Here is a 24,270-nt window from a genome sequence, read left to right as displayed (position 1 = left end):
CCAGTCTGAGAACAAGAAAATCTAATCCATGAAAAAGCCCCTGCGCAGCCTGTCCGGCCTGATCGACCTCGAGTGCGCGGCCCGCCTGGGCAGCTTCAAGCTGGCCGCCGAGGAGCTGTTCAAGACGCCGGCCGCCGTCAGCCAGCAGATCCGCAACCTGGAGGAGGAGCTGGGCTTCGCGCTGTTCCTGCGCCACCCGCGCAACGTGGAGCTGACCGAGAAGGGGCGCGACTTCGCCGCCACCGTCACGCGCGTGCTGGCCGACCTGCGCGGCAAGGCCGCCGCGCTGCAGGACAGCGGCGAGGAGAACGTGCTGCGCATCTCCAGCACCCATTCCTTCGCGCTGAAATGGCTGGCGCCGCGGCTGACGCACTTCACGCGCCTGCACCCGGACCTCGACATCCGGCTGGACGCCAGCGACCGTGTGGTGAGCCTGGAGGACGACAGCGTCGACGTGGCCATCCGCTACGGCGGCCACGAGCCGGGCGACCCGGCGGTGCTGTTCCGCGAGCGCCTGGTGGCCGTCTACAGCCCGGACATCCTGCCGCCCGGCCGCGACGAATTCACGCTCCGAGACTTGCGCGACCTGCCGCTGCTGGACGAGGGCAGCAACGTGCAATGGCACCGCTACATGGAGGCCAACGGCCTGCCCAAGGCCTGCCACCACATCTCCAAGGGCTACAGCCACTGGGGCGTGCTGGCGCAGGCGGCGGTGGCCGGGCAGGGCGTGGCGCTGGTGGCCTACAGCATCGTCTACGAGGACTTGCGCAAGGGCGCGCTGCGCATGATGAAGGGCCGGCCCATCTCCTACAAGTCCGCCTACCGCCTGCTCAACAACATCAACAAGGACCGCATGCCCAAGATCGTCCACTTCCGCGCGTGGCTGACGGCGGAGGTGGCGGAGATGGAGCGCGCGCTGCTGGCCTCCACCGAATAGCGGCCGCGATAGTAGTTGGCAGTATTTCGGGAATGGCGTATCTTTATCCCACGGCAACATTGATGGCTTGCCGGAGTGAATGAGAGAGCATGGCGGTGGGCGGACACGATATCGAATGCGATTTGCTGGTGGTTGGCGGCGGCATCAACGGCGCGGGCATCGCGCGGGACGCCGCCGGCCGCGGGCTGTGCGTGGTGCTGTGCGAAAAGGACGACCTGGGTTCGCACACCTCGTCGGCCTCCACCAAGCTGATACACGGCGGCCTGCGCTACCTGGAATACTACGAGTTCGCGCTGGTGCGCAAGGCGCTGATCGAGCGCGAGGTGCTGATGCGCTGCGCGCCGCACATCATCCGTCCGCTGCGCTTCGTGATGCCGCACGCGCCGGGGCAGCGTCCCGCGCTGCTGATACGGGCCGGCCTGTTCCTGTACGATTTCCTCGCCCGGCGCGAGCTGCTGCCCGGCTCGCACGGCGTGCGCCTGCGCTGCCACGTGGCGGGCCGTCCGCTCCGGCCCGAGTTCACGCGCGGCTTCGTCTATTCCGACGGCTGGGTGGACGACGCGCGGCTGGTCGTGCTCAACGCCATGGACGCCTGCCGCAAGGGCGCCGCCATCAAGACCCGCACCGCGTGCGTGGCGCTGCGGCGCGAGCGGGACCACTGGTACGCCACGCTGCGCCAGGCCGACGGCGTGGAGAGCGTGGTGCGCGCGCGCTGCGTGGTGAACGCGGCCGGGCCGTGGACCGCCAGCCTGCTCGGCATGGCCCTGCCGCGCCGGGACGCGCGCAGCCTGCGGCTGATCAAGGGCAGCCACATCGTCGTCAAGCGCCTGTTCGAGCACGAACACGCCTACATCTTCCAGCACCGCGACGGCCGCATCGTGTTCGCCATCCCCTACGAGGGGGACTACACGCTGATCGGCACCACGGATCTGGACTACCGCGGCGACCCGAACGCGGTCGCCATCGACGGCGCCGAGGTGGCCTACCTGTGCGAGCTGGTCAGCCAGTACTTCAGCGCGCCGGTGCGGCCGGACGACGTGGTGTGGACCTACGCCGGCGTGCGGCCGCTGGTGGAGGACGCGGCGGCCGACGCCAAGGCCGTCACGCGCGACTACCGTTTCGAGGTGGAGGCCGAGGGCGGCGCGCCGCTGTTGAGCATCTTCGGCGGCAAGATCACCACTTTCCGCAAGCTGGCCGAGGAGGCGGTGGACCTGGTGTGCAAATCGCTGGGCAGTCCCCAGCGCGGATGGACCGCCAAGGCCTGCCTGCCGGGCGGCGACCTGTATGGCGACACGCCGCAGAACTGCGCGGTGCTGCGCTACGGCGAATGGGAGGCCAAGGTCGCCAAGCAGTACCCGTGGCTGGCGCCCGGCCTGCTGGCGCGCTACTGCCGCGCCTACGGCACGCGGGTGCACACGCTGCTGTCCGGCCGCGCCGCGCTGGCCGACATGGGCGGGGAACTGGAACCCGGCCTGTACGCCGCCGAGGTCGAATACCTGAGGCGCTACGAATGGGCGGTGACGGCCGCCGACATCCTGTGGCGCCGCAGCAAGCTCGGCCTGCATCTGCCCCCCGGCGCCGAGGCCCGCCTCGACGCCTGGCTGTCGGCGCAATGAAAAAGCGCCCAGGGCCATTTAATTAAATAGCCCTGGGCGCTTTTTGTGGTGGCGCTTACTTGACGCCGTGCATCAGCTTGTTGATCAGCGGGGCCAGCAGGAACAGCAGCACGCCGCAGGCGAGCAGGATGTAGAAGCCTTGCGTGTAGGCGCTCAGCGCGGTCGTGACCGACATGCCGCTTTCGCCGCTGGCGTGCGAGGCGAAGATGCCGGACAGGTTGTTGCCGATGCCGGTGGACAGGAACCAGCCGCCCATGCCCAGCCCGACCAGGCGCGTCGGCGCCAGCTTGGTCACCATCGACAGGCCGATCGGCGACAGGCACAGCTCGCCCACGGACTGGATCACGTACACCATGAACAGGGTCCAGAACGGGATCTTGCTGTCGGCGCCCACCAGGGTCGACAGCGAGAACCACAGCAGGCCGAAGGCGGCCGCGTTGAACAGGATGCCCAGGCCGAACTTGCGCGGGATGGACGGGTTGGCGTTGCGCTTGGCCAGCATCACCCATCCGGCGGCCACGATGGGCGCGCAGCCGATGATGGCGAGCGAGTTCACGGTCTGGAACCAGGCGGTGGGGAAGGTCCAGCCGCCGAAGTCGCGCCGCACGATGTGCTCGGCCAGGAAGGTGAAGGAGCTGCCGGCCTGTTCGAAGAACATCCAGAACACGATGTTGAAGAAGAAGATCACCAGCATGGCGATGACCTTTTCACGCGCCACCTTGCCGTTGCGGAAGCCCTCCACCAGCAGCATGACGGCCAGCAGCACGAACAGGCCCGACAGCACCATCTGCAGGTTGTTGGCGCCCACCGCCAGCAGCAGGTAGGCCACCGGGATCACGGCCAGGCAGCCCAGCGACACGTAGGCCACGCGGGCCATGCCGCCGGCTTGCGGGTCGGGCGCCCCGATGCCCTTGAGCTGGGCGCGGCCGACGAAGAACCAGATCAGGCTGATGATCATGCCGACGCCGGCGGCCATGAAGACCACCTTGTACGACGGCATGCCGCCGGTGCCGAACACTTCTTCCGCCAGCAGCTGGGTCAGCACGGGCGCGATCAGGGCGCCGGTGTTGATGCCCATGTAGAAGATGGTGAAGCCGGAGTCGCGGCGCGGATCGGCCACGCTGTACAGCTTGCCGACCATGGTCGAGATGTTCGGTTTGAACAGGCCGTTGCCGACGATGATGGTGGCCAGGCCGAGCTTGAAGATGGTGGGGTCGGGCAGGGCGATGGCGAACAGGCCGATGGCCATGAACACGGCGCCCACCAGGATGGAGCGCTGGTAGCCCAGCACGCGGTCGGCCACGTAGCCGCCGAACAGGGCCGCCGCGTACACGAGGGCCAGGTAGGAACCGTAGGTGAGGTTGGCGTCGGCCTGGCCGCTGGCCGCGCCGCCGTGGAATTGCGCCACGATGTAGAGCACAAGGGCCCAGCGGATGCCGTAGAACGCGAAGCGTTCCCAGAACTCGGTCATGAAAAGCATCCACAGCGGGGCGGGGTGCCCCAGGATCTGTTTGAACTCCGGCGGATTGATGTCCGCGGGATTCTGCGTCGTAGCACCGCTCATGCGGCTTCTCCTGAAAAATATTTTCGTTTAATAAAAAATATGGGACCGGACCAGGCAAGCTCGCTTGTAGCGTGTTCGCCGGCGGTCCGCGTCCCAACAGGGCGCCATTTTAATCTACCGCGCGCCCTTGTCTAGCAATTAGCTTGCTGCAATGCAGCAATATGGCTACTATCACAACAGTGTGTCTGGAAAGCAGCACGCTTGATAGCCGCTGGCTATCAAACTGGGGCCCCAAAGCCCCGGAGTTGTCGTATATTGGTGTCGCAGGCTCAAGAGTTGTAAGTGGATCTGAATAAGGATGCTCGTATCATGGAACATGACGTTGTCGATACCCTGATTTCCCCCGAGGGCATGCTGGAGGTGCTCTCGAAGGCGGAAGTAAACAAGTTGCTCGATTCCGGTAAGGGCGGGCTGTACAACATCTTCCGCAACTGCGCCCTGGCGGTGCTGAACTGCGGCAGTACGATCGACGATGGAAAGGAACTGCTGGAACGCTACAAGTCTTTCGATATCGACATCATGCAGCGCGAGCGCGGCATCAAGCTCGAGATCAAGGGCGCGCCGTCGATCGCCTTCGTCGACGGCAAAATGATCAAGGGCATACACGAGCACCTGTTCTCGGTGCTGCGCGATATCGTCTTCGTCAGCAACGAGGTGACCGACAATCCCAAGTTCGACCTGAGCCGCACCGACGGCATCACCGACGCGGTGTTCCACATCCTGCGCAACGCGGGCGTGCTGGTGCCGCACTTGAACCCGAACATGGTGGTGTGCTGGGGCGGCCACTCGATCAACCGCGCCGAGTACAACTACTCCAAGGAGGTCGGCTACCAGCTGGGACTGCGCGGGCTGGACATCTGCACCGGTTGCGGCCCGGGCGCGATGAAGGGGCCGATGAAGGGCGCCACCATCGGCCACGCCAAGCAGCGCACCCACCAGGGGCGCTACCTGGGCATCTCCGAGCCGGGCATCATCGCCGCCGAGTCGCCCAACCCCATCGTCAACAGCCTGGTCATCATGCCCGACATCGAGAAGCGGCTGGAGGCGTTCGTGCGCACCGGGCACGGCATCCTGGTGTTCCCGGGCGGCGCCGGCACGGCCGAGGAGATCCTGTACATCCTGGGCATCCTGCTGCATCCGGAGAACGCCAACATCCCGTTCCCGCTGATCTTCACCGGGCCGGAGACCTCGCGCGAGTACTTCGTGCAGATCAACCAGTTCATCGCCGACACGCTGGGTCCGGAGGCGCAGAAGCGCTACAAGATCATCGTCGACGATCCGGAACTGGTGGCGCGCGAGATGCAGGCCGGGATCAAGGAGGTGCGCGAGTTCCGCAAGTCGCGCAGCGACGCCTATTACTACAACTGGGCGCTGAAGATCGACCACGAGTTCCAGCGTCCGTTCGCGCCCACGCACGAGAACATGCGCAACCTGAGTTTGCACAAGAACCAGGCCACGCACCTGCTGGCGGCCAATCTGCGCCGGGCCTTCTCCGGCGTGGTGGCGGGCAACGTGAAGGACGAGGGCATCCGCGCGATCGAGAAATACGGCCACTTCGAGATCCACGGCGACCCGAGCATCATGGGGCCGATGGACGCGCTGCTGGCGTCGTTCGTGGCGCAGAGCCGCATGAAGCTGGCGGGCAAGGCCTACACGCCTTGCTATCGCATCGTGCAGTGATCGTGCATTGAAACCAGAGGCAAATCCTGGGGTCAGACCCCATGGGGTCTGACCCCGGCCTTTGCCGCTGGTTTGGGATAAAAAAAGCCGCCGGGCTTCGAGCCGGGCGGCTTTTTTCACGTCAAGGAGGTCAGTCTTCCTTGCGCAGGTGCGGGAACAGCAGCACGTCGCGGATGTTGGGCGAATCGGTGATGATCATCATCAGGCGGTCGATGCCGATGCCGCAGCCGCCGGCCGGCGGCATGCCGTATTCCAGCGCGCGGATGTAGTCCGCGTCGTAGAACATGGCTTCCTCGTCGCCCGCGTCCTTGGCCGCGACCTGCGCCAGGAAGCGCGCCGACTGGTCCTCCGCGTCGTTCAGCTCCGAGAAGCCGTTGGCGATCTCGCGGCCCACCATGAACAGCTCGAAGCGCTCGGTGATGCCGGCGCGGGTGTCGGAGGCGCGCGCCAGCGGCGACACTTCGACCGGGTAGTCGATGATGTAGGTCGGTTCCCACAGCTGCGACTCGGCGGTCTCCTCGAACAGCGCCAGCTGCAGCGCGCCCAGGCCCGAGTGCGCGTGCGGCTTGACGCCGAACTTGAGCAGCTCGGCCTTGATGAATTCCGCGTCGTTCAGCTGCGCGTCCGTGTAGTGCGGCGCGAACTTGTTGATGGCGCCGACGATGGTCAGGCGGTGGAAGGGCTTGGCCAGGTCCAGCTCGCGGCCGCCGTAGGTCAGCGTGGCGGTGCCGTGCGCGTCGATGGCGGCCTGGCGGATCACGGCCTCGGTGAAGTCCATCAGCCACTTGTAGTCGGTGTAGGCGGCGTAGAACTCCATCATCGTGAACTCGGGATTGTGACGGATCGACACGCCCTCGTTGCGGAAGTTGCGGTTGATCTCGAACACGCGGTCGAAGCCGCCCACCACCAGGCGCTTCAGGTACAGCTCGGGCGCGATGCGCAGGTACATCTGCATGTCCAGCGCGTTGTGGTGGGTGATGAAGGGCTTCGCGGCGGCGCCACCGGGGATGGTGTGCAGCATCGGCGTTTCCACCTCCATGAAGTCGTTCTTCTCCATGAAGCGGCGGATCGACGACATGGCGGCGGTGCGGGCCTTGAAGGTGCGGCGCGTCTCGTCGTTCATGATCAGGTCCACGTAGCGCTGGCGGTACTTGGTCTCCTGGTCGGCCAGGCCGTGGAACTTGTCCGGCAGCGGGCGCAGCGACTTGGTGATCAGGCGCAGCTCGCTGACCTTGATGGTCAGTTCGTCGGTCTTGGTCTTGAACAGCGTGCCCGTCACGCCCAGGATGTCGCCCAGGTCGTAGTGGTGCAGCGCGGCCATGGCTTCCTCGCCGGTCAGGTCCAGCGTGGCGTAGATCTGGATGCGGCCGTCGGCGCGCGCGCCGGACGAGTCCTGCAGCGTGGCGAAGGCGGCCTTCTTGCCGGCCTCGCGCTTGAACATCATGCGCCCGGCCAGGGTGACCTGCACCGGATCGGCCTCCAGCTCTTCGCGGGTCTTGTCGCCGTATTGCAGGCGCAGGTCGGCGGCCTTGTGGGCCGGCTTGAAGTCGTTCGGGAAGGCGACGCCTTTTTCGCGGATCGCGGCCAGCTTGGCGCGGCGCTCGGCGATGAGCTTGTTCTCGTCCGGGGCCGGCGATGCTGCTTGTTCTTGGATGTCCGTAGTCATGGTGTTGAGTCGTTATTGTTGAATTAGTCGGCGGCGGTGGCGAACAGTTGCTCGACATCGAGTTCGCTGAAGTCGCGCGCCACGCAAATCACGTTGTCGTATTCGGCGAAGGCCTCGGCCGGCAGGGTGGTGGTCAGCACCACGGCGCGCATGCCGGCGCGGCGGGCCGCCTCCACGCCCAGCGGCGCGTCCTCGAACACGATGCAGTGCTCCGGCGCGGCGCCGCAGCGCTCTGCCGCCAGCAGGAACACGTCCGGATTGGGCTTGCCGCGCGCGACATCGGCGGCGCCGACGATGGCGTCGAAGTGCCTGCGCAGGTCCAGGCCGTCCAGCGTGAAGACCACGTTGTCGGTGGGCGCGGCGGTGCCCACGGCCAGCGCCACGCCGTCCGCCTTGGCGGCGGCGATCAGCCGGTCGAAACCGGTCACGGTGGCGCGGTGCGGCGCGTACAGCTCGCGGTACAGCGATTCCTTCTCGGCGTCCAGCGCGGCGCTTTCCTCCTTCGTGATATGCGCGCCCAGGTAGGTGCGCATGATCTCGTGGCCCTGGCGGCCGGCGGTGGAGCGGAAGAACTCATCCGGGTCCAGCGCGTGGCCGCGCCGTTCGAAAAACGTGATCCACGACTTGGTGTGGAAGGCCATGTTGTCGACGATGGTGCCGTCCATGTCGAAGATGAATGCGCGCTGTGCTGGAGCCATCGGATGCGGTTTTCCTTATACGCCTTGTTTGAGGGATGCCGAGATGAAGTCGTCCAGGTCGCCGTCCAGCACGCCCTTGGTGTTGCCCGTCTCGAAGCCGGTGCGCAGGTCCTTGATGCGGGACTGGTCCAGCACGTAGGAACGGATCTGGTGGCCCCAGCCCACGTCGGTCTTGGAGTCCTCCAGTTTCTGCTGCTCGCTCATGCGCTTGCGCAGTTCCAGCTCGTACAGCTTGGCCTTCAGCATGTCCATCGCCTCGGCCTTGTTGCGGTGCTGCGAGCGGTCGTTCTGGCACTGCACCACGATGCCGGACGGGCCGTGCGTCAGGCGCACCGCGGAGTCGGTCTTGTTGATGTGCTGGCCGCCGGCGCCGGACGCGCGGTAGGTGTCGATGCGCAGGTCGGCCGGGTTGATCTCGATGTCGATCGAGTCGTCCACCTCGGGGTAGACGAACAGCGACGTGAACGAGGTGTGGCGGCCGTTGGCCGAGTCGAACGGCGACTTGCGCACCAGGCGGTGCACGCCGGTCTCGGTGCGCAGGTAGCCATAGGCGTGGTCGCCCTCGACCTTCAGGGTCGCGGTCTTGATGCCGGCCACCTCGCCGTCGGACTGCTCCATGATCTCGACCTTGAAGCCCTTGCGCTCGCAATAGCGCAGGTACTGGCGCAGCAGCATGGAGGCCCAGTCCTGGGCCTCGGTGCCGCCGGCGCCGGCCTGGATGTCGATGAAGCAGTTGTTCGGGTCCATCGGATTGTTGAACATCCGGCGGAATTCCATGCCTTCGATGACGGCCTTGATTTCCTCGGTGTCGGCGATGACCGCCTCCAGCGTGTCGTCGTCGCCTTCCTCCCTGGCCATGGCGAACAGGTCGGCCATGTCCTTCAGGTCGGCGTCGGCCTTGGTCAGCGTGTGGACGATGGCCTCCAGCGCCTTTTTCTCGCGGCCCAGGTCCTGCGCGCGCTTAGGGTCGTTCCAGACGGTGGGGTCTTCCAGTTCCTCGTTTACTTGTTCCAGCTTCTCCGACTTGACAGTGAAGTCAAAGATACCTCCGAAGTTCGGCTTCGCGGGTCGTCAGATCGGCGAGCAGGGCGGAGAGGGCGTTGATGCGTTCGGCTTCCATGATCTTCTTCTAGTAGTGAAATCAAACCCTAGATTATACCCGAGTGGAGGGTTCCCACGAAGCGCTCGGCTGAGAAAGGAGCGGCGCGCCTATTCGAACGCGACATCTTCGAGCCGGTAGCGGAATTTGCGCCGTTCGGGCAGGCTCCAGCCGCCGCTTTCGGGAGCGGGACGCCGTTCGGCCGTGGGCGGCGCGGCCGGGGACGGTTCCGCGCCGTCGGGCGGCTTGGCCGGCGGGCCGACCCGCCGCGGCGGGCGTGGCCGCAAGCTCCTTGCGGAGAATCGAGGCCTTCTTCCAGCCTTTGTCCTGGGGACGCTTGACGAGGAGGTCGTCCCAGGCGTTGCGGTTGGTCCTGGCGAACGAGCGGGCGAACTGGTTGGGGGAGACGGCGCGGCCGTCGTGGATGATCTGGTCGCCGACCACCCGCGCGTAGTTGGGCTGGCCGTAGCTCCAGGAGCGCAAACACGTGCCCTCCGGCAGAAACAGTGATTTCCATTGATAGCCGCGCATCAGAGGCTCCTCGGGCGGGGCGCCGGTCTGGCGGGCCAGCCACTCGCACAGGGCGAGCGACATCGCCTGGGACACGTCGCGCTTCCCGCCTTGCTCTTTCAAATGCCCGAGCAGTTTAAGCAGGGTGTCGGTGGGTACTTGGACTGACACTACGGTAAACATTCTTTTTCCCCTTCTCTTTTCTTCTCTTTTCTCCTCTTTTGATCGGAAAATCCGAAAAAGAGAGAGAAAGCGGGAAAAAGAGAAGAAAAGAGAGACCGGATGAGAGGGTTTACCGTACGCGGCCCGCGGGGAAGCGGACGCCCCCCGGCGTCATCCGCTTGATAAGGATGGTGCCGGATCGTATGATGCTGCGCAACCGTGTTTTGCCGATTGGACAAACCCATGCGCTCCCGCCCGCCGCCCACGCTGCTTCCCATACTTCTGCCCCTGCTCCTGGCCGCGTGCGGCACGCCGCCGCGAAGCGCCGCGACGGGCGCCACGCCGGAGGGCGCGCAAGCCACGCTGGCGCTGCTGGAAACCACGGACCTGCACGCGAATGTGCTCGGCTACGACTACTACAAGCTGGCCGCCGATCCCTCGTCCGGCCTGGAACGCACCGCCACGCTGATCCGCCAGGCCCGCGCCGAATTCCCCAACACGCTGCTGCTCGACAACGGCGACACCATCCAGGGCACGGCGCTGGCCGATTACCAGGCCCTGGCCGCGCCGGTGCCCTGCGGGCAGGCGCTGGCCATCCACAAGGCCATGAACCTGCTGGGCGTGGACGGCGCGGGCCTGGGCAACCACGATTTCGACTACGGCCTGCCGTTCCTGAACCAGGTGACGGGCAGCCGCCTCGATGTCGACGGCGTGGACGGCGCGCAGCCGCGCTGCGCCGGTCCGGCGTTCCCCATCGTGCTGGCCAACGTCTACAGCAAGAAGAGCGGCAAGCCGCTGTTCCAGCCCTACGCCATCATCGACAAGCGCGTCACCGCCACCGGCCCGGATGGCAAGCCGTTCGAAACGGTGCTCAAGGTGGGCATCATCGGCCTGGTGACGCCGATGATCATGAACTGGAACAGGAAGGCGCTGGAGGGCCGGGTCTACACGGAAGGGGTGCGCGAGGCGGCGCAAAAATACATCCCGCAAATGCGTGCGCGGGGCGCGGACCTGGTGGTGGCGATATCGCACGGCGGCCTCGATGGCGGACCGTATTCGCAGGGGATGGAGGACGGCAGCTGGCACCTGGCGCAAGTGCCGGGCATCGACGCCATGCTGACCGGCCACGCGCACCAGGCGTTCCCGAACGCCTCCAGCGCCGCGCCGCAGCACAATCTGCCCGGCGTGGACAAGGTGAAAGGCACGGTGCACGGCGTGCCGACGGTGATGGCCAGCCAGTGGGGCAAGCACCTGGGCGTGATCGGCCTGCGGCTGCGGCGCGAAGGGGGGCGCTGGATGGTCGACAGGGACAGGACCACGGTGGAGGTGCGCGCGCTGCAGCGGGCCGACAAGAGCCATGTGGCGGCCGACCCGTCCATCGCGCCGCTGGTGGCGGCCGAGCACGAGGCCACCATGCGCTATGTGCGGACGCCCGTGGGCCGCACCGAATTCCGCATGACGACCTATTTCGCCGACGTGGGCGACGTCAGCGCGATCCAGATCGTGAACCAGGCGCAGGCCGCCTATCTGGCGCAATACGTGAAGGCCAACCTGCCGCGCTACGCGTCGCTGCCGGTGCTGTCGATGTCCGCGCCGTTCAAGAGCGGCGCGGCCGGGCCGGGCGACTACACCGACGTCAAGGCCGGCGATCTCGCGCTGTACAACGCGGCCGACCTGTACCTGTATCCCAACGCGCTGTACGGCGTGAAGATCGACGGCGCGGGCCTCAAGGCCTGGCTGGAAAAGGCCGCCGAACGTTTCAACACCATCGACCCGGCCTTGACGGCGCCGCAGGAACTGGTCAACAGCGCCTTCGCCGGCTACAACTTCGACATGCTCAGCAGCCCGGACGTCAGCTACCGCATCGACCTCACGCGGCCGCCGGGCAAGCGGGTGCAAGGCCTGAGCTATCGGGGCAGGGAGGTGGCGGACGGGCAGGAGTTCCTGGTCGCCACCAACAACTACCGCGCCAGCGGTGGCGGCGGCTTCCCCGGCCTCGATGGCGGCAAGACCATCTTCGCCGCGCCGGACGCCAGCCGCGACGTGATGATCGCCTATATCCGGCAGGCCAGGACGCTGAGCCGCGAACGGAACGGCGGCGCGCGCAGCTGGCGCTTCGCCAGCGTGAAGACCCGGGGACCGGTGGTGTTCCACTCCGCGCCCGGCCAGCTCGCCGTGGCGCGCGAGGCGGGCCTGGACCACGTCAGCGAACTGCGGTCCGACGACGGCGGCGGCAAAGGCTACGCGCTGTACGCCGTGGACCTCTCCCAATGACGCCGCGCCAACCCTATGTTATCAAAAAAACATCGGTGTCAGGCGCGACATTCGGACAAATTTGCGGCATGCAAGATGCGCCGCCGCAAAATGTCCGAATGTCGCGCCTGACACCGATGTAAAAGTGGCAATGATCCGAGGCTTCAGTGCGGCTTGCGCTTTTCCTGCTGCACGAGGATGAAGGGGCTGACCACGCTGGCCCACAGGCTGGCGTTGTCGTCCAGCCAGCGCTGCGCCTGCGCGTCGGAGACCTTGGCGATCCGGCCGGCGGCCATCCATTGCGTGATGTTGTCCTTGTCGTCGTGCGAGATGCGCACGGCGACGTCGACCAGGTCCAGCTCGTCGGCGACCCACACCACGGTGCCGGAGGCGAAGTGTTTGATCAGCTCGGTCCAGGGCACGCGCGCGGTCTCGCGGTTGATCTTCAGGCGCAGTTCGGTGTCTTTTTCGGGTTTGGTTTGCATATCGGAGTCAAATGGTGGCGACGCGCGGCACCGGGCCGCCTTCCCATGTTAACCGATAGGCGTCGCCTTTGCGAACATTGCCCACCAGCGCGGGCCGGAAGCAGGCCAGGTTGGTGCCGCCCGCCCGCCGCACGCTGGGGAAGATCACGCCCGTCGAGCCCTCGTCCAGCAGCCGCTCGGCCAGCTTTTGCGAGGCGACGTAGCTGCCCGGGTCCAGGCATTTCTCGTAGCGCGACTGGCCGCGCAGGTCGTGGAACACGGCCGTGAAATCGGCCAGCATGCACTGGTAGCTGACGCTGTCGCGGAAGTAGCCGATCTCGGCGTACTCCACCGTCTTGTGGAAGGTGACCTCGGCCAGCGCGGTGTCGGCGTCGAAGGCGCAGTACCAGGCGCCGCGCTCGCCGTCGTTGAAGCGGCTGCCCTCGGGGCGCGCGTAGGTGAAGGCGGCGTTGATGATGCGGTAGTTGGGAACCCGGAACACCAGCTCGTCGATGCCGATGCCGGGCGCGCCGCCGTGCTCGGCGATCAGGCGCGCGTTGGTGGCGTTGTCCAGCTCGAACAGCTCGTGCAGCTCGGCCTCGTTGTCGGCCAGCGGCGCCAGCACGGAATCCTCCACGTCGGCGAAGCGGGACTGGATCAGGCGGCAAGTGTCGAACTGCCGCAGCAGGGTCAGCGGGGGCGACGCCGGCACTAGACGGCTCCCCGGCGCGCGTCCAGCAGGCGGCGCACCGTCTGCATGGCCAGCAGCCCGCCGGCCTGCATATAGGCCAGCGGCGTGCCGCCGGCGAAAATGGCGTTCTTGTTGGGCAGCGCCACCCAGCGGTCGGCCAGCTCGTCGCCGTACAGGATGTGCAGCGCCTTGTAGATGCCCAGCAGGTAGGAGATGCGCGTGATGCGGTCCACCTCCAGCACCCGTTGCGGGTTCTTTTTCCAGTCGTAATAGCTGCTGCTGGACAGGCCGCCCAGCAGTTCGCGGGCGTCGTCGTCGCGCACGCTCCAGGCGGCGGCGAGCTTGAAAAAGCCCTTCAGCGCCGCCTGCGACAGGCGCTCGCGCTCCTCGCGCGCGTTCAGGTCGACCGGCTTTTGCGGCTGGAAGCGGCTCTTGGGGTAGGCGTAGGCTGGATACATATATCCTCCAAATATGTATTCGTTATACTCCACTTTCGGACTCGATGCAAATGCTACCATCATGGTTCCAACTCAACCGGGAGAACAGATGAGACCCATGATCGCCGCCGCCGTCCTCGCCCTGGGCCTGCCCCTGGCCTGCGTCCACGCCGCGCCCTCGAACGCCGAGCTCAAGCGGCAGGTGGCCGACACCGAGCGCGCCTTCGCCGCCACCATGGCGCAGCGCGACCTGGCCGGCTTCACGTCCTTCCTGGCCGACGAGACCGTCTTCTATTCCGGCCCGGTGCCGCTGCGCGGCAAGGAGCAGGTGACGCAATTCTGGAAGAAGTTCTACGACGGCAAGGAGGCGCCGTTCTCGTGGGAGCCGGACCAGGTGGATGTGCTGGACTCCGGCACGCTGGCCCATTCCTCCGGCCCCGTGTACGACCCCAAGGGCAAGCTGATCGCGCGCTTCAACTCGGTGTGGCGGCTGGAGCCCTCGGGCAAGTGGCGCATCGTGTTCGACAAGGGGCAGGATATCTGCGACTGCGCCAGGTAGGTTAGGCTCCGCACAGACCGCCACCGGGCGGCGCGGCATCATGGCACCACACCCCGAAAGAGGAGAACGCCATGAACCGCGACACCGCCACCCGTCTGATTTTGCGCGCTTGCGTGCTGGTCATGTCCATCGGGCCCGCGCGCGCGCAGGCTCCGGCCACTGAAGTGGTGATGCTGCCGGCCCCCGCCGCGCAGACCGAACTGGGGGATGCGCCGCCGCCGGTGCAGGCCTCCATCGACCCCGCCGCCGCCGCGCCGGCGCCCGAGCAGCGCGCCCAGGGCAGCATCACGCGCATCACGCTGTCGGCCAACGAGTTGCCGACCGTGGCGCGCCGCCCGTTGCCGCCCCAGCCGGCGCCGGCCACGCATCCGATGGAGCGCGACGTGCAGACGCTGAAGGCGGCCCGCGCCGCCATGCAGCTTGCCGACGCGCTGCACGGGCAGCGCCTGGCGGCGATGCGCTGAGGATAACGAGAAAGGGGCGCGCGCCGCGAACCCGGGTTCCCGCGCGCGCGGGAACGGCGGCGCCTACCGCCGGTGGCGGCTGTTCATGCGGTCGATCTGTTTGGTCAGCTCTTCCTGCATCTGCGGCGAGATGTTGAGGAACTGGCAGCCTATCTGCACCTGCTCGCCCAGCAGGAAGGAGCGGTAGGTGCGCGACAGGCGGATCTCCAGGTCGGCGATGATGACGGCGTCCGGCCCCAGTTCCAGGCGCACGCGCTGCAGCTTGCGCCCCACGTGCAGGCCCTGCGCGTCGCGCGGCGCGCAGCGCATGCCGATGCCGCCCTGCGACACGTCGTACAGCTGCAGCTCGTAAGGCTTGCCGTTCATGACGAACGACGCGGTGAAGTAGATGCCCAGCGGCGTCTCCAGCCGCGCGGCGGCGCGCCGGTTCAGCACCAGGCATTTTTCCGGGAAGTCCAGCGGGATCAGGTTGGGCTGGTCCGGCAGCGGCGTCCACTCCTCGCGCGCCAGCGCGAACTGGAACTTGGCGCTGCGCAGCCACGTGACGAAGGTGGCGTTGCCGGGCGGGAGGGCGTCGCCCTCGTTCAATTCCAGCACCCAGTGCGGCTCCTCCGGATGCACCGACAGGATGCGCGCCACCAGCACCTCGCCGGTGCCGCTGGGGTACACCGAAATCGGATCGCCATTCTCGGCCAGGATGGTCAGCGAATCGCCGATGTCGTCCGGGTTCGTCATGTCGTGCGGCTTGGAACCGGGCGCGATCGGCTCCACCGCGTCGATCAACGCGGGCGGACCCTTGCGGAATTCGTTAGGAATGGGATCGTTCACAACGGGGAGTCTCTATGATTGTGGAAAGTGTCAATCCGGTCGCAACAGTTTACAGCATCCGCGGCGATTTGCTTGCCAAATGGCAAGAAAACCACGGTTTACCGACGCGAGTGTGGTTTTAAAACTGCTCGTCCGCGCGCAGGTAGCGCCACTGGCCCTCGGGCAGGTGACCCAGCTTGACCTTGCCGATGCGCACCCGCTTCAGGCCCAGCACCTTCAGGCCCACCATCTCGCACATGCGGCGGATCTGGCGTTTCTTACCCTCGCGCAAGGTGAAACTGAGCTGGTCCTCGTTCTGCCAGCGCACCTTGGCCGGCAGCAGCGGCTTGCCGTCCATCCACAGGCCGTGGCACAGCTTGCGCAGGTCGGCGTCCGGCAGCTTGTCGCCCTTGGTGTACTGTACCCGCACCAGGTATTCCTTGTCGATGTCGGTGTGCTCGCCGATCAGCTGCTTGGCGACGCGGCCGTCCTGGGTCAGCACCAGCAGACCGACCGAGTCGATGTCCAGGCGGCCGGCCGGCACCAGGCTGCGCAGCTGGGTGGGGTGGAACTGTTCCGGGGCCTGGCACTCGGCCCAGCGGTTTTCCGGCTTGACCAGGGCCACGGCCGGCGTGTAGCCGTCCTCGGCCTGGCCGCTGACGTAGCCCACCGGCTTGTTGATCAGGATGGTGACGCGCTTCGATTGCTCGGCCGCGGCCTGGCGCTCGACCGTCACGCGCTGGCTGGGGTAAATCTTGGTGCCCAGTTCGGACACCACCTTGCCGTCCACGCGCACCCAGCCGCGCGCGATCCACTCATCGGCTTCGCGGCGGGAGCACAGGCCCAGTTCGGACATGCGTTTGGACAAGCGTAACAGTTCTTCTGACATTTCTAGGATTTCGGAAAGTGAGGGGGCTCAGACCTTGAGCGCCTCGAGTAAATCGGTTTCCAGCTGCAGCTGGTTGCGCGCGTTGTTGAGCGCGGCGCCGTCGACCAGGAACACGTCCTCGACCCGCTCGCCCAGGGTCATGACCTTGGCCGTGTGCAGGTTGATGCGGTACTTGGTCAACACGTTGGCGATCGAGTACAGCAGCCCGGTGCGGTCGTTGGCGGCGATCGACAGCAGGTAGTACTGGCCGCGCTCGTCCGGGCGCAGGTCCACGGTGGGCTGGATCGGGAAGGTGCGCGACAGGCGCGACAGCCGGCCCTTGGTGGGCGCCGGCAGCGGCGACTGCGTGCTCAGCAGCTCGCACAGCTCGTGCTCGATCAGGTTGATGATGTCGCGGTAGCTCTTGGCGAAGCTCTGCTCGGTCACCAGGAAGGTGTCCAGCGCGTAGCCGTGCTTGGTGGTGTGGATCTTGGCGTCCAGGATGCTGAAGTTCTTGCGGTCGAAATAGCTGCAGATGCGCGCGAACAGGTCCGGCTGGTCGTGCACGTAGACGGCGATCTGCAAGCCCTCGCCGATCGGCGCCAGGCGGCACTTGACCACCGGCCTTGGGCTGTCCAGGCGGTCGTACAGCGCGCGCGTCTGCCAGGCGATGTCGGAGGCGTCGTGGCGCAGGAAATAGGCCACGTCCAGCTGCTTCCACAGCGCCTCGTGCGCGTCCGGCTGCAGGCCGTACAGGCGCAGCGTGGCCAGCGCCTCCTGCTGGCGGTTCTTCAGTTCGCGGTCGGCCGAATGCGGCTCGCCGCCCAGCACGCGCAGGGTCATGCGGTACAGGTCCTCCAGCAGCTTGGCCTTCCAGGCGTTCCACACCTTGGGGCTGGTGCCGCGGATGTCGGACACCGTCAGCAGGTACAGCGCCGTCAGGTGGCGCTCGTCCTTGACCAGCTTGGCGAATGCCTGGATCACGTCCGGATCGGACAGGTCCTGCTTCTGCGCCACCTGCGACATGGTCAGGTGCTGCTCGACCAGGAAGGCCACCAGTTCGGTGTCCTCGCCGGCGATGCCGTGCTCCCCGCAGAACTGCGTCACGTCGGCCACGCCCAGCTTGGAGTGGTCGCCGCCGCGGCCCTTGGCGATGTCGTGGAACAGCGCCGCCACGTACAGCAGCCAGTGGTTGGGGAAGTTGGCCATCAGCTGGCTGCAGAACGGGTACTCGTGCGCGTGCTCGGTCATCGTGAAGCGGCGCATGTTGCGCACCACCATCAGGATGTGCTGGTCCACGGTGTACACGTGGAACAGGTCGTGCTGCATCTGGCCGACGATCTTGCGGAAGTTGGGCAGGTAGCGGCCCAGCACCGACAGCTCGTTCATGCGCCGCAGCGCGTGCAGCATGCCGACCGGCGCCTGCAGGATGCGCAGGAAGTAGGCGCGGTTCAACGGGTCCTGGCGGAAGGCCGCGTCGATCTTGAAGCGCTCGTGCCACAACGCGCGCGTGGCGCGGGCCGTCATGCCCTTCAGCGCGGGGCGCTCGGTCATCAGCACGAACACCTCCAGCATGGCCGAGGGCGTGCGCTCGAAGGTGTCGTCGGCGGCGATGTCGATGAAGCCGTTCACCTCGTTGAAGCGGGCGTTGATCTTGACCGGCGCCTCCTCCTGCGGGAACAGCTGCGCCTCGATGTTCTGCAGCAGGATGGTGTTCAGCTGCGTCACCGTCTTGGCGGCCCAGTAGTAGCGCTGCATCAGGTATTCGCTGGCGCGGCGCATGTGGGCGCCGCTGCCGGTGGCCTGCAGGCCGATCGATTCGGCGATCGCGGTCTGCACGTCGAACACCAGGCGGTCCTCGCGCCGTCCGGCGTGCAGGTGCAGGCGCACGCGGATGTCCTTGAAGGCGCGCTCCTTCTCCATCAGCTGCTTGGCCTCGGTCTGCGTGATCAGGCCGCGGGTGGCCAAGGTGCGCCAGGAGCTGGCCAGGCCGGCCGCGCGCGCCATCCACAGGATCACCTGCAGGTCGCGCAGGCCGCCGGGGCTCTCCTTGCAGTTCGGCTCCAGCGCGAACGGGGTGTCCTCGTATTTCGCGTGGCGCTGGCGCATCTCCAGCATCTTGGCGTGGAAGAAGGCCTGCGGGTCCATGGCCGCGTCGTAGCGCGCCTGCAGTTCCTCGAACAGGGCCTGGTTGCCGCACACCAGGCGCGCCTCCAGCAGGCTGGTCTGCACGGTGATGTCGGCCCGCGACTCGCTCATGCACTCGTCGACGGTGCGGATGGACGAGCCGATCTCCAGGCCCAGGTCCCACAGCAGCTGCACCAGCTCCTCCAGGCGGGCGCGGGTGTCCGCGCTGGGCGCCTCGTGCAGCAGGATCAGCAGATCGACGTCGGAGTAGGGGAACAGCTCGCCGCGGCCGAAGCCGCCCACGGCCACCAGCGCGGTCTCGGGCGGCAGCGCGGCCTCTTCCCAGGCGTTGACCAGCACGCCGTCCACCACCTGGCGCAGGTTGCGCAGCAGCTTCTCGGGCATGCCGTCCTGCTGGAAACCGGACACCACCATCTGGCGTCCGGACTTGAGCTGGCTCTTGAGCTGCTCGCGCAGCTCCTTCTTCATGGCGGCCTGCGGCATGGCGCTCAGGCCGGAACGGCTTGCGCGGCCTGGGCGGCCACGATGGCCGGCGGCGGCGGCGTGCCGGCCGACATGGTCAGCACCTCGTAGCCGGTCTCGGTCACCAGCACCGTGTGCTCCCACTGGGCGGACAGGCTGCGGTCCTTGGTTTTGATGGTCCAGCCGTCACCCATTTCGCGGATCTCGCGGCGGCCGGCGTTGATCATCGGCTCGATGGTGAAGATCATGCCCGGCTTCAGCTCGTCCAGCGTGCCGGGGCGGCCGTAGTGCAGCACCTGCGGCTCCTCGTGGAACACCTTGCCGATGCCGTGGCCGCAGAACTCGCGCACCACGCTGTAGCCGGCCTTTTCCGCGTGCTGCTGGATCACGTGGCCGATGTCGCCCAGGTGCGCGCCCGGCTTCACCTTGGAGATGCCCAGCCACATGCATTCATAGGTGACCTCGGACAGGCGCTTGGCCAGGATCGACGGCTCGCCGACGAAGAACATGCGGCTGTTGTCGCCGTGGTAGCCATCCTTGATGACGGTGATGTCCAGGTTGACCACGTCGCCGCTCTTGAGCACCTTGTCGCCCGGGATGCCGTGGCAGATCACGTCGTTGACGGAGGTGCAGATGGCCTTGGGGTAGGGCGTGTAGCCGGGCGGGCAGTAGTTCAGCGGCGCCGGGATGGTGCCCTGCACATTGGTCATGTACTCGTGGCACAGGCGGTCCAGTTCGCCCGTGGTCACGCCGGGTTTGACGAAGGGGGTGATGTAGTCCAGCACCTCGGCGCCGAGGCGGCCCGCCAGGCGCATGCCTTCGATGTCTGCCGGGGTATTGATGGTAATAGCCATGGGGTAGGTAATCTGTGAGGAATGTATAGGCGAAATTATAAACGACCCGGTGCTCTACAGAGGGATTACTGTGGCTTGCGCTCATAGAGGGGGGGCTGGGCTTGGCTCGGGGGCTTTACCGGCACAAGGTAGCCCATTCAAGGCAAGGCGCGGCATCGGGACTACAAGTTGATAGTTGTCAAATGGAAATTTTCGGCCCGAATCATACTCCTTAGCTCCACCATCAGTTGCATCCCAGAATTTCTGGCCTCTCGATAAGGAGCCTTATGAAAAAGTCGCTTCCTTGTTTGTGCGTCATCCTGGCCACGTTGGCAGCCCCGGCGGCGCCATCCGGGTACCGTCCCAAAGTTCTGCCCCTCGAACCGCCTTCCACTGGCGAATTTGTCGCCGTCGTCGAGATATTTGGCGAACGGGGTCCGGGCAACGGTATCTTGCGCAACGACATCCGATCATTCGTTCAAGGGCCCTACGGCGTTGCCGTCGCCTTCGCCGAAAAAAGCGCAGGTCCCGGCCCCCGACAAAAAGCCAAGCCCACCTCGCCGGCCAACTCCAACAAGAACTGCGGCGTCATGGAAGGCGGATCGCCCTCTTCGAGCAACCCGGTCGTCTTGGCTACAGGAGAAAAACACCTTTCCGAGCTCGACATCCCCTCCGGCGGAGAATACGGCTTGGGCGTGCACCGCACCTATCGCAGCATTCATGCCTCGGGCAGCATGTTCGGCGCGCATTGGCTAGCCAGTATCGATTTCCCTCGGCTTGCCTTTTACCTTCGCCAACTGCATCAACACACCGAACGGCGACTGCATACCCGCATCCGCGACCTACACGGATGAAGACGGAACGAAATATGTCTACAAATACATCGGTTGGACGGATGAGGCTAACCGCTACACATATGCCGTAAATGGCGCGGCGGCCACTGGCGAGTTGATTTTCACCTATGGAAGTTCCTGGCGGCTTTTCCACAACAAGAAAACCCAGACTTACACGAACGGTGGCTACATACAGAGCGCAACCGATGTGACCGGCGCAGTGTTAACGTTTTCTTACCTGGATGGCACGAAGGTTGGCAGGGTAACTAACCCAGCGGGCCAGTTCATCCAGTTGACATATGGAGGCAATGGGCGCGTCAGTACGGTACGCGACACGGCAGGTGGCATCTGGACCTATGCGTATAACGGAGCCGGCATGCTCGTCAAGGTCACCTCGCCGGGCACGGCGCCGGATATTCGGGAATACCTGTACGAAGCGGCGGACGGCACGCTGCTTACCGGACTGAAGATCAATGGCCAGCGCTACAGCCGCTACAGCTACTACGCGGACCGCCGGGTGAAGGAGAGTGGCCTGGAAAGCGGTGAGGAAAAGGAAACGTTTGAATATGGAGCCAACCAGACCAAGGTAACGGATCTGCGTGGCCAGCCTGTCACCTATGGTTTTGTGCCGATTCAGGGGGCATTGAAGATTTCCAGCGTCTCCCGCGCGGCGACCGGCACGTGTGCCGCGGCCAGCGCACGTACCGTTTACGACGGCCTCGGCTATGTCGACTATACCCTCGACTGGAACGGCAACAAGACCGATTACACGTTCGATGTCGCCGGCAAACTCGTGAGCGTCACGAATGCCGCCAACACCGCGCACGCCGCCACCATGGCGCATACCTGGAGCGGCGACGAGATAGTGCAAACTGAGTTTCGCGGCGCCGGGAACACAGCCTACGCCAAGGTCAATTACGCATACCAGGCTGGCCTGATCAAATCCGAGACATGGACCGATCTGAAATCGTCAGCCACACGTCAGCTAATCTATGGCTACACGACCTACCCGAACAACACCATCGCGACCCGCACAGTCACACGCGTTCTTCCCGAGGGCAATGTCACCGCCACCATCAAGTACGACACGCTGGGCAACATTGTCTCGACCACCAATTATCTGGGGCAGCAGCAGAGCTGGAGCAACCATAACGCCCTGGGGCTTGCGGGCAGGCATATCGACCTCAACGGCATCGCGACCGATTTCGGCTACGATCCCAAAGGCAATCTCATCAGGCAAACCCAGCACTTGCCAAATGGGGACCGGGTGACGACATTCACCTACAATAACAACCGCCAACTCACGGACGTGTCGTACGCGGACGGCCGGGTTGATCGCTATCGTTACAACATCAGCGGGCGGCTGGAAAAAATTGGCGACGCGGCGCAGCGCTTCGCGACGCTGGCGCTCGACGTGCCGAAGAACACCTACCGCAAAAGTTCAGAACGACGCACACCCGGGACCGGCAGTGTCCCCGTGATCGTCCCTGACGGCCAGTTCAGCAGCACTACCGTACTCGATTCCCTGGGACGCCCCTATACCGATATCGGCAATCACGGCCAGCGCATCGACTACCGATACGATGGCAACGGCAATTTGAAGAGCCGGACCGACGCGGCCGGCCATGTCACGCGCTTCAATTACGATGCCCAGAACAGGTTGATCCTGCGCATCGCCCCGGATGGCGGCGAGACGCGGTGGCACTACAATCCGGAAGGGCAATTGCAGTTCGTGCAGGATCCGCGCGGCCTACGTACCAACTACACTTACAATGGCTTCGGTGACGTCACCAGCGCCGCCAGCCCCGATACCGGGCTGACCACCTACCAATACGATGCGATCGGCAGGCTCGCCAGCTCCACCACCGCCGACGGTAAGATGGTCCAATACGGATTTGATAGCCTTGACCGTCCGACGTACCGTTTCAGCGGGAATGTCACGGAAAGCTTCACCTACGATAAGGGTGCGTACGGCAAGGGCAGGCTGACAAGCGTCGACGACGCAACCGGCCGCACCACATTCGACTACACCGCGGCCGGGGAGTTGCGCTCCAAGGTTAGCAATATCTTGGGCCAGACCTATGCCCTGAACTGGAGCTACGACAGCGCCGGGCGGCTGCTGGGCTTCAGTGATCCGAGCGGCATGTCGATCGGCTACGACCACGATGGGATCGGCAATCTGACGCGAGTGCGCAGCAGTCTGGCCGGATGGGGCGTGTTGGCGGATAGCTTCCAATACCAGCCTGTCAGCGGCCTCCGCTATGCTTGGCGCTTTGGCAATGGGCTTCCGAGGCTGGTGACGCTGGATACGGATGGCCGCGTCACGCGCCTTGCCGGCTTGGGCGCGCATAACCAGGCTTTCGACTATACGAACGTCGACACGACACAATCCATCACCGATTACGTCTATCCAATGCTCAACGAGACCTTGCGCTACGACGCGGCGGACCGCCTGGCCACTGTCGCCAAGCAGAACGATCCGCAGGGGTTCGCCTGGGACAAGGCGGGTAACCGAATAGACCACACACGCGCTGGTATCAGTTATCCGACAACCGTCGACGCTCTAAGCAACAGGCTGCTCTCTTGGCGTGGCGGTGGCAAGTCGCGCAACTTCACCTATAACAAGGTCGGCGATTTGTGGATGGAAACTGGTTCGAAAATGGCGCTCGCCTCTATGAATATGACGCCTTCAACCGCCTGGCTCGTATCTACATCAACGGTGCGAGTGCTGGGGTCTACCGCAACAATGCATTTAATCAGCGTGCACATAAGCAGGCTGCCACAGGCACGGCCTATATTTATGGTTCGCAAGGGGAACTGCTTATGGAAATCGGGGGTCAAACGACAAGCTACGTCTGGTTGGGAGGTGAGTTGCTGGGAGTGGTGCGCGGCAGCAAGTTCTACGCTGGCCATAACGACAGGCAGGGCCGTCCGGGCGCGCTTACCGATGTGGCGGGCAGGGTGGTCTGGCGGGCAGACAACGCGGTGTTCGATCGGCGCGTTGCGGCAGACGACATAGGTGGAATGAATCTGGGTTTTCCAGGTCAATACTACGACACCGAATCTGGCCTTTGGTATAACTGGCATCGATACTATGATGGAACGTTAGGACGATATATCCAAAGCGATCCCATTTCGCCGGAAGAAAATGCCAATAGCTACAGCTATGCGAGCGGAGATCCATTGAGGAACACAGATCCGTTGGGACTGTGGGATCCCCCGGTGTCAGAATAGTTGTCGCGTCACCTGACGAAGTAGAAACGTATCGGGGGCGGGCAAGAGAGATCGTGTGAGGCAGTATTCAGCAGAACGGAAAGAATCGCTACTGCGGCAGATGATGCCGCCGCAAAACCGGCTGGTGTCGGAGCTGGCCCGCGAGAGCGGGATCACGGAGCAAACCCTTTATACTTGGCGCCGTCAACTTCGTAATCAAGGAATACCTGTGCCAGGTAGTGGGAAAAATGCCGAGGAATGGACCTCGGAAGACAAGTTTGCAGTGGTGCTGGAGACGGCAGCGCT

The 24,270-nt window shown here is 65.1% G+C and carries 22 protein-coding genes; 10 read left to right on the top strand and 12 right to left on the bottom strand.

Translation table 11 applies throughout. The annotated features are described in order from the left end of the window. Window positions 1–28: 28 nt before the first annotated feature. On the top strand, window positions 29–937 hold the full coding sequence (locus tag BM436_RS21990) for a LysR substrate-binding domain-containing protein (protein WP_093557677.1): 909 nt from the start codon (window positions 29–31) through the stop codon (window positions 935–937). Between the two features lie 89 nt (window positions 938–1,026). Beyond that, window positions 1,027–2,553, top strand: a complete 1,527-nt coding sequence (gene glpD, locus BM436_RS21985; protein ID WP_093557676.1) for a glycerol-3-phosphate dehydrogenase — start codon at window positions 1,027–1,029, stop codon at window positions 2,551–2,553. Window positions 2,554–2,608: 55 nt separating this feature from the next. Here the strand turns inward: glpD and BM436_RS21980 are convergent, their stop codons facing one another. Continuing rightward, on the bottom strand, window positions 2,609–4,117 hold the full coding sequence (locus BM436_RS21980; protein WP_093557675.1) for a peptide MFS transporter: 1,509 nt from the start codon (window positions 4,115–4,117) through the stop codon (window positions 2,609–2,611). A gap of 309 nt (window positions 4,118–4,426) precedes the next feature. Between BM436_RS21980 and ppnN the strand changes: the two genes are divergently transcribed. Further along, window positions 4,427–5,797, top strand: a complete 1,371-nt coding sequence (ppnN, locus tag BM436_RS21975; RefSeq protein WP_093557674.1) for a nucleotide 5'-monophosphate nucleosidase PpnN — start codon at window positions 4,427–4,429, stop codon at window positions 5,795–5,797. A gap of 130 nt (window positions 5,798–5,927) precedes the next feature. Here ppnN and lysS read toward each other — a convergent pair whose 3' ends face one another. The 4 genes from lysS to BM436_RS21955 all read right to left on the bottom strand — a co-directional run bounded on the left by lysS (window position 5,928) and on the right by BM436_RS21955 (window position 9,953). Next, window positions 5,928–7,463: a lysine--tRNA ligase gene (lysS, locus tag BM436_RS21970; RefSeq protein WP_093557673.1), complete on the bottom strand. Its 1,536-nt coding sequence runs from the start codon at window positions 7,461–7,463 to the stop codon at window positions 5,928–5,930. 23 nt (window positions 7,464–7,486) lie between these two features. Next, a complete protein-coding gene (locus BM436_RS21965; protein WP_093557672.1) occupies window positions 7,487–8,161 on the bottom strand; it encodes an HAD family hydrolase in 675 nt (224 codons plus the stop codon). 15 nt (window positions 8,162–8,176) lie between these two features. After that, a protein-coding gene (prfB, locus tag BM436_RS21960; RefSeq protein ID WP_143133264.1) for a peptide chain release factor 2 occupies window positions 8,177–9,281 on the bottom strand; the annotation gives its coding sequence in 2 pieces (ribosomal slippage) (window positions 8,177–9,199 and window positions 9,201–9,281; 1,104 coding nt in all). 33 nt (window positions 9,282–9,314) lie between these two features. Then, window positions 9,315–9,953 (bottom strand): hypothetical protein, encoded by a 639-nt coding sequence (locus BM436_RS21955; RefSeq protein WP_229490594.1) that lies wholly within the window; start codon window positions 9,951–9,953, stop codon window positions 9,315–9,317. Window positions 9,954–10,175: 222 nt separating this feature from the next. Between BM436_RS21955 and BM436_RS21950 the strand changes: the two genes are divergently transcribed. After that, window positions 10,176–12,206: a bifunctional 2',3'-cyclic-nucleotide 2'-phosphodiesterase/3'-nucleotidase gene (locus BM436_RS21950; protein ID WP_093557765.1), complete on the top strand. Its 2,031-nt coding sequence runs from the start codon at window positions 10,176–10,178 to the stop codon at window positions 12,204–12,206. 143 nt (window positions 12,207–12,349) lie between these two features. Here the strand turns inward: BM436_RS21950 and BM436_RS21945 are convergent, their stop codons facing one another. Genes BM436_RS21945 through BM436_RS21935 form a run of 3 tightly spaced genes read right to left on the bottom strand, consistent with a single transcriptional unit; the run spans window position 12,350 to window position 13,798 of the window. After that, a complete protein-coding gene (locus BM436_RS21945; protein WP_093557670.1) occupies window positions 12,350–12,670 on the bottom strand; it encodes a DUF2288 domain-containing protein in 321 nt (106 codons plus the stop codon). 7 nt (window positions 12,671–12,677) lie between these two features. Continuing rightward, window positions 12,678–13,361: an RES family NAD+ phosphorylase gene (locus BM436_RS21940; RefSeq protein WP_093557669.1), complete on the bottom strand. Its 684-nt coding sequence runs from the start codon at window positions 13,359–13,361 to the stop codon at window positions 12,678–12,680. Further along, window positions 13,361–13,798 carry an antitoxin Xre/MbcA/ParS toxin-binding domain-containing protein gene (locus BM436_RS21935; RefSeq protein WP_093557668.1) on the bottom strand — a complete coding sequence of 146 codons (438 nt, stop codon included), beginning with the start codon at window positions 13,796–13,798 and terminating at the stop codon, window positions 13,361–13,363. The genes BM436_RS21940 and BM436_RS21935 overlap by 1 nt, the downstream gene beginning before the upstream one ends. Before the next feature lie 88 nt (window positions 13,799–13,886). On the opposite strand from BM436_RS21935, the gene BM436_RS21930 reads away from it, so the two are divergent. Beyond that, complete coding sequence (locus tag BM436_RS21930) at window positions 13,887–14,336, top strand: YybH family protein (protein WP_093557667.1); 450 nt, start codon at window positions 13,887–13,889, stop codon at window positions 14,334–14,336. Between the two features lie 71 nt (window positions 14,337–14,407). Next, window positions 14,408–14,800, top strand: coding sequence for a hypothetical protein (locus BM436_RS21925; RefSeq protein WP_093557666.1), 393 nt, complete (start codon window positions 14,408–14,410; stop codon window positions 14,798–14,800). 63 nt (window positions 14,801–14,863) lie between these two features. Here BM436_RS21925 and BM436_RS21920 read toward each other — a convergent pair whose 3' ends face one another. The 4 genes from BM436_RS21920 to map all read right to left on the bottom strand — a co-directional run bounded on the left by BM436_RS21920 (window position 14,864) and on the right by map (window position 19,939). After that, a complete protein-coding gene (locus BM436_RS21920) occupies window positions 14,864–15,628 on the bottom strand; it encodes a flagellar brake protein (RefSeq protein WP_307666148.1) in 765 nt (254 codons plus the stop codon). A 118-nt stretch (window positions 15,629–15,746) separates the two neighbouring features. Further along, window positions 15,747–16,496, bottom strand: coding sequence for a pseudouridine synthase (locus tag BM436_RS21915; protein WP_229490592.1), 750 nt, complete (start codon window positions 16,494–16,496; stop codon window positions 15,747–15,749). A gap of 27 nt (window positions 16,497–16,523) precedes the next feature. Continuing rightward, window positions 16,524–19,106 (bottom strand): [protein-PII] uridylyltransferase, encoded by a 2,583-nt coding sequence (locus tag BM436_RS21910; RefSeq protein ID WP_229490590.1) that lies wholly within the window; start codon window positions 19,104–19,106, stop codon window positions 16,524–16,526. A gap of 5 nt (window positions 19,107–19,111) precedes the next feature. Beyond that, window positions 19,112–19,939, bottom strand: a complete 828-nt coding sequence (map, locus tag BM436_RS21905; RefSeq protein ID WP_093557664.1) for a type I methionyl aminopeptidase — start codon at window positions 19,937–19,939, stop codon at window positions 19,112–19,114. 266 nt (window positions 19,940–20,205) lie between these two features. Here map and BM436_RS36380 point away from each other — a divergent pair, with 266 nt between their 5' ends. The 4 genes from BM436_RS36380 to BM436_RS21890 form a co-directional block, all read left to right on the top strand. Then, entirely contained in the window at window positions 20,206–20,772 is a 567-nt protein-coding gene (locus BM436_RS36380) for a DUF6531 domain-containing protein (protein WP_143133263.1), read from the top strand. Continuing rightward, complete coding sequence (locus BM436_RS21900) at window positions 20,696–23,770, top strand: RHS repeat domain-containing protein (RefSeq protein WP_093557663.1); 3,075 nt, start codon at window positions 20,696–20,698, stop codon at window positions 23,768–23,770. The genes BM436_RS36380 and BM436_RS21900 overlap by 77 nt, the downstream gene beginning before the upstream one ends. Window positions 23,771–23,775: 5 nt before the next feature. Next, entirely contained in the window at window positions 23,776–23,985 is a 210-nt protein-coding gene (locus tag BM436_RS38715; protein WP_177307414.1) for an RHS repeat-associated core domain-containing protein, read from the top strand. A gap of 55 nt (window positions 23,986–24,040) precedes the next feature. Continuing rightward, on the top strand, window positions 24,041–24,270 hold a 230-nt coding region (locus BM436_RS21890), incomplete at its 3' end, for a transposase (protein ID WP_143133262.1).

The sequence above is a fragment of the Pseudoduganella namucuonensis genome (assembly GCF_900116645.1).
In the GTDB taxonomy this organism is placed as follows: domain Bacteria; phylum Pseudomonadota; class Gammaproteobacteria; order Burkholderiales; family Burkholderiaceae_D; genus Rugamonas; species Rugamonas namucuonensis.
The sequence above is the reverse complement of the archived record's forward strand: the minus strand, read 5'-3'. Positions and strand labels throughout refer to the sequence as shown.

Bases quoted from the DNA above. Each gene is read 5' to 3' on its own strand.
- BM436_RS21990 (WP_093557677.1), top strand. From the start codon at position 29: ATGAAAAAGCCCCTGCGCAGCCTGTCCGGCCTGATCGACCTCGAGTGC.
- glpD (WP_093557676.1), top strand. From the start codon at position 1,027: ATGGCGGTGGGCGGACACGATATCGAATGCGATTTGCTGGTGGTTGGC.
- BM436_RS21980 (WP_093557675.1), bottom strand. From the start codon at position 4,117: ATGAGCGGTGCTACGACGCAGAATCCCGCGGACATCAATCCGCCGGAG.
- ppnN (WP_093557674.1), top strand. From the start codon at position 4,427: ATGGAACATGACGTTGTCGATACCCTGATTTCCCCCGAGGGCATGCTG.
- lysS (WP_093557673.1), bottom strand. From the start codon at position 7,463: ATGACTACGGACATCCAAGAACAAGCAGCATCGCCGGCCCCGGACGAG.
- BM436_RS21965 (WP_093557672.1), bottom strand. From the start codon at position 8,161: ATGGCTCCAGCACAGCGCGCATTCATCTTCGACATGGACGGCACCATC.
- BM436_RS21955 (WP_229490594.1), bottom strand. From the start codon at position 9,953: ATGTTTACCGTAGTGTCAGTCCAAGTACCCACCGACACCCTGCTTAAA.
- BM436_RS21950 (WP_093557765.1), top strand. From the start codon at position 10,176: ATGCGCTCCCGCCCGCCGCCCACGCTGCTTCCCATACTTCTGCCCCTG.
- BM436_RS21945 (WP_093557670.1), bottom strand. From the start codon at position 12,670: ATGCAAACCAAACCCGAAAAAGACACCGAACTGCGCCTGAAGATCAAC.
- BM436_RS21935 (WP_093557668.1), bottom strand. From the start codon at position 13,798: ATGTATCCAGCCTACGCCTACCCCAAGAGCCGCTTCCAGCCGCAAAAG.
- BM436_RS21930 (WP_093557667.1), top strand. From the start codon at position 13,887: ATGAGACCCATGATCGCCGCCGCCGTCCTCGCCCTGGGCCTGCCCCTG.
- BM436_RS21925 (WP_093557666.1), top strand. From the start codon at position 14,408: ATGAACCGCGACACCGCCACCCGTCTGATTTTGCGCGCTTGCGTGCTG.
- BM436_RS21915 (WP_229490592.1), bottom strand. From the start codon at position 16,496: ATGTCAGAAGAACTGTTACGCTTGTCCAAACGCATGTCCGAACTGGGC.
- BM436_RS21910 (WP_229490590.1), bottom strand. From the start codon at position 19,106: ATGCCGCAGGCCGCCATGAAGAAGGAGCTGCGCGAGCAGCTCAAGAGC.
- map (WP_093557664.1), bottom strand. From the start codon at position 19,939: ATGGCTATTACCATCAATACCCCGGCAGACATCGAAGGCATGCGCCTG.
- BM436_RS36380 (WP_143133263.1), top strand. From the start codon at position 20,206: ATGAAAAAGTCGCTTCCTTGTTTGTGCGTCATCCTGGCCACGTTGGCA.
- BM436_RS38715 (WP_177307414.1), top strand. From the start codon at position 23,776: ATGAATCTGGGTTTTCCAGGTCAATACTACGACACCGAATCTGGCCTT.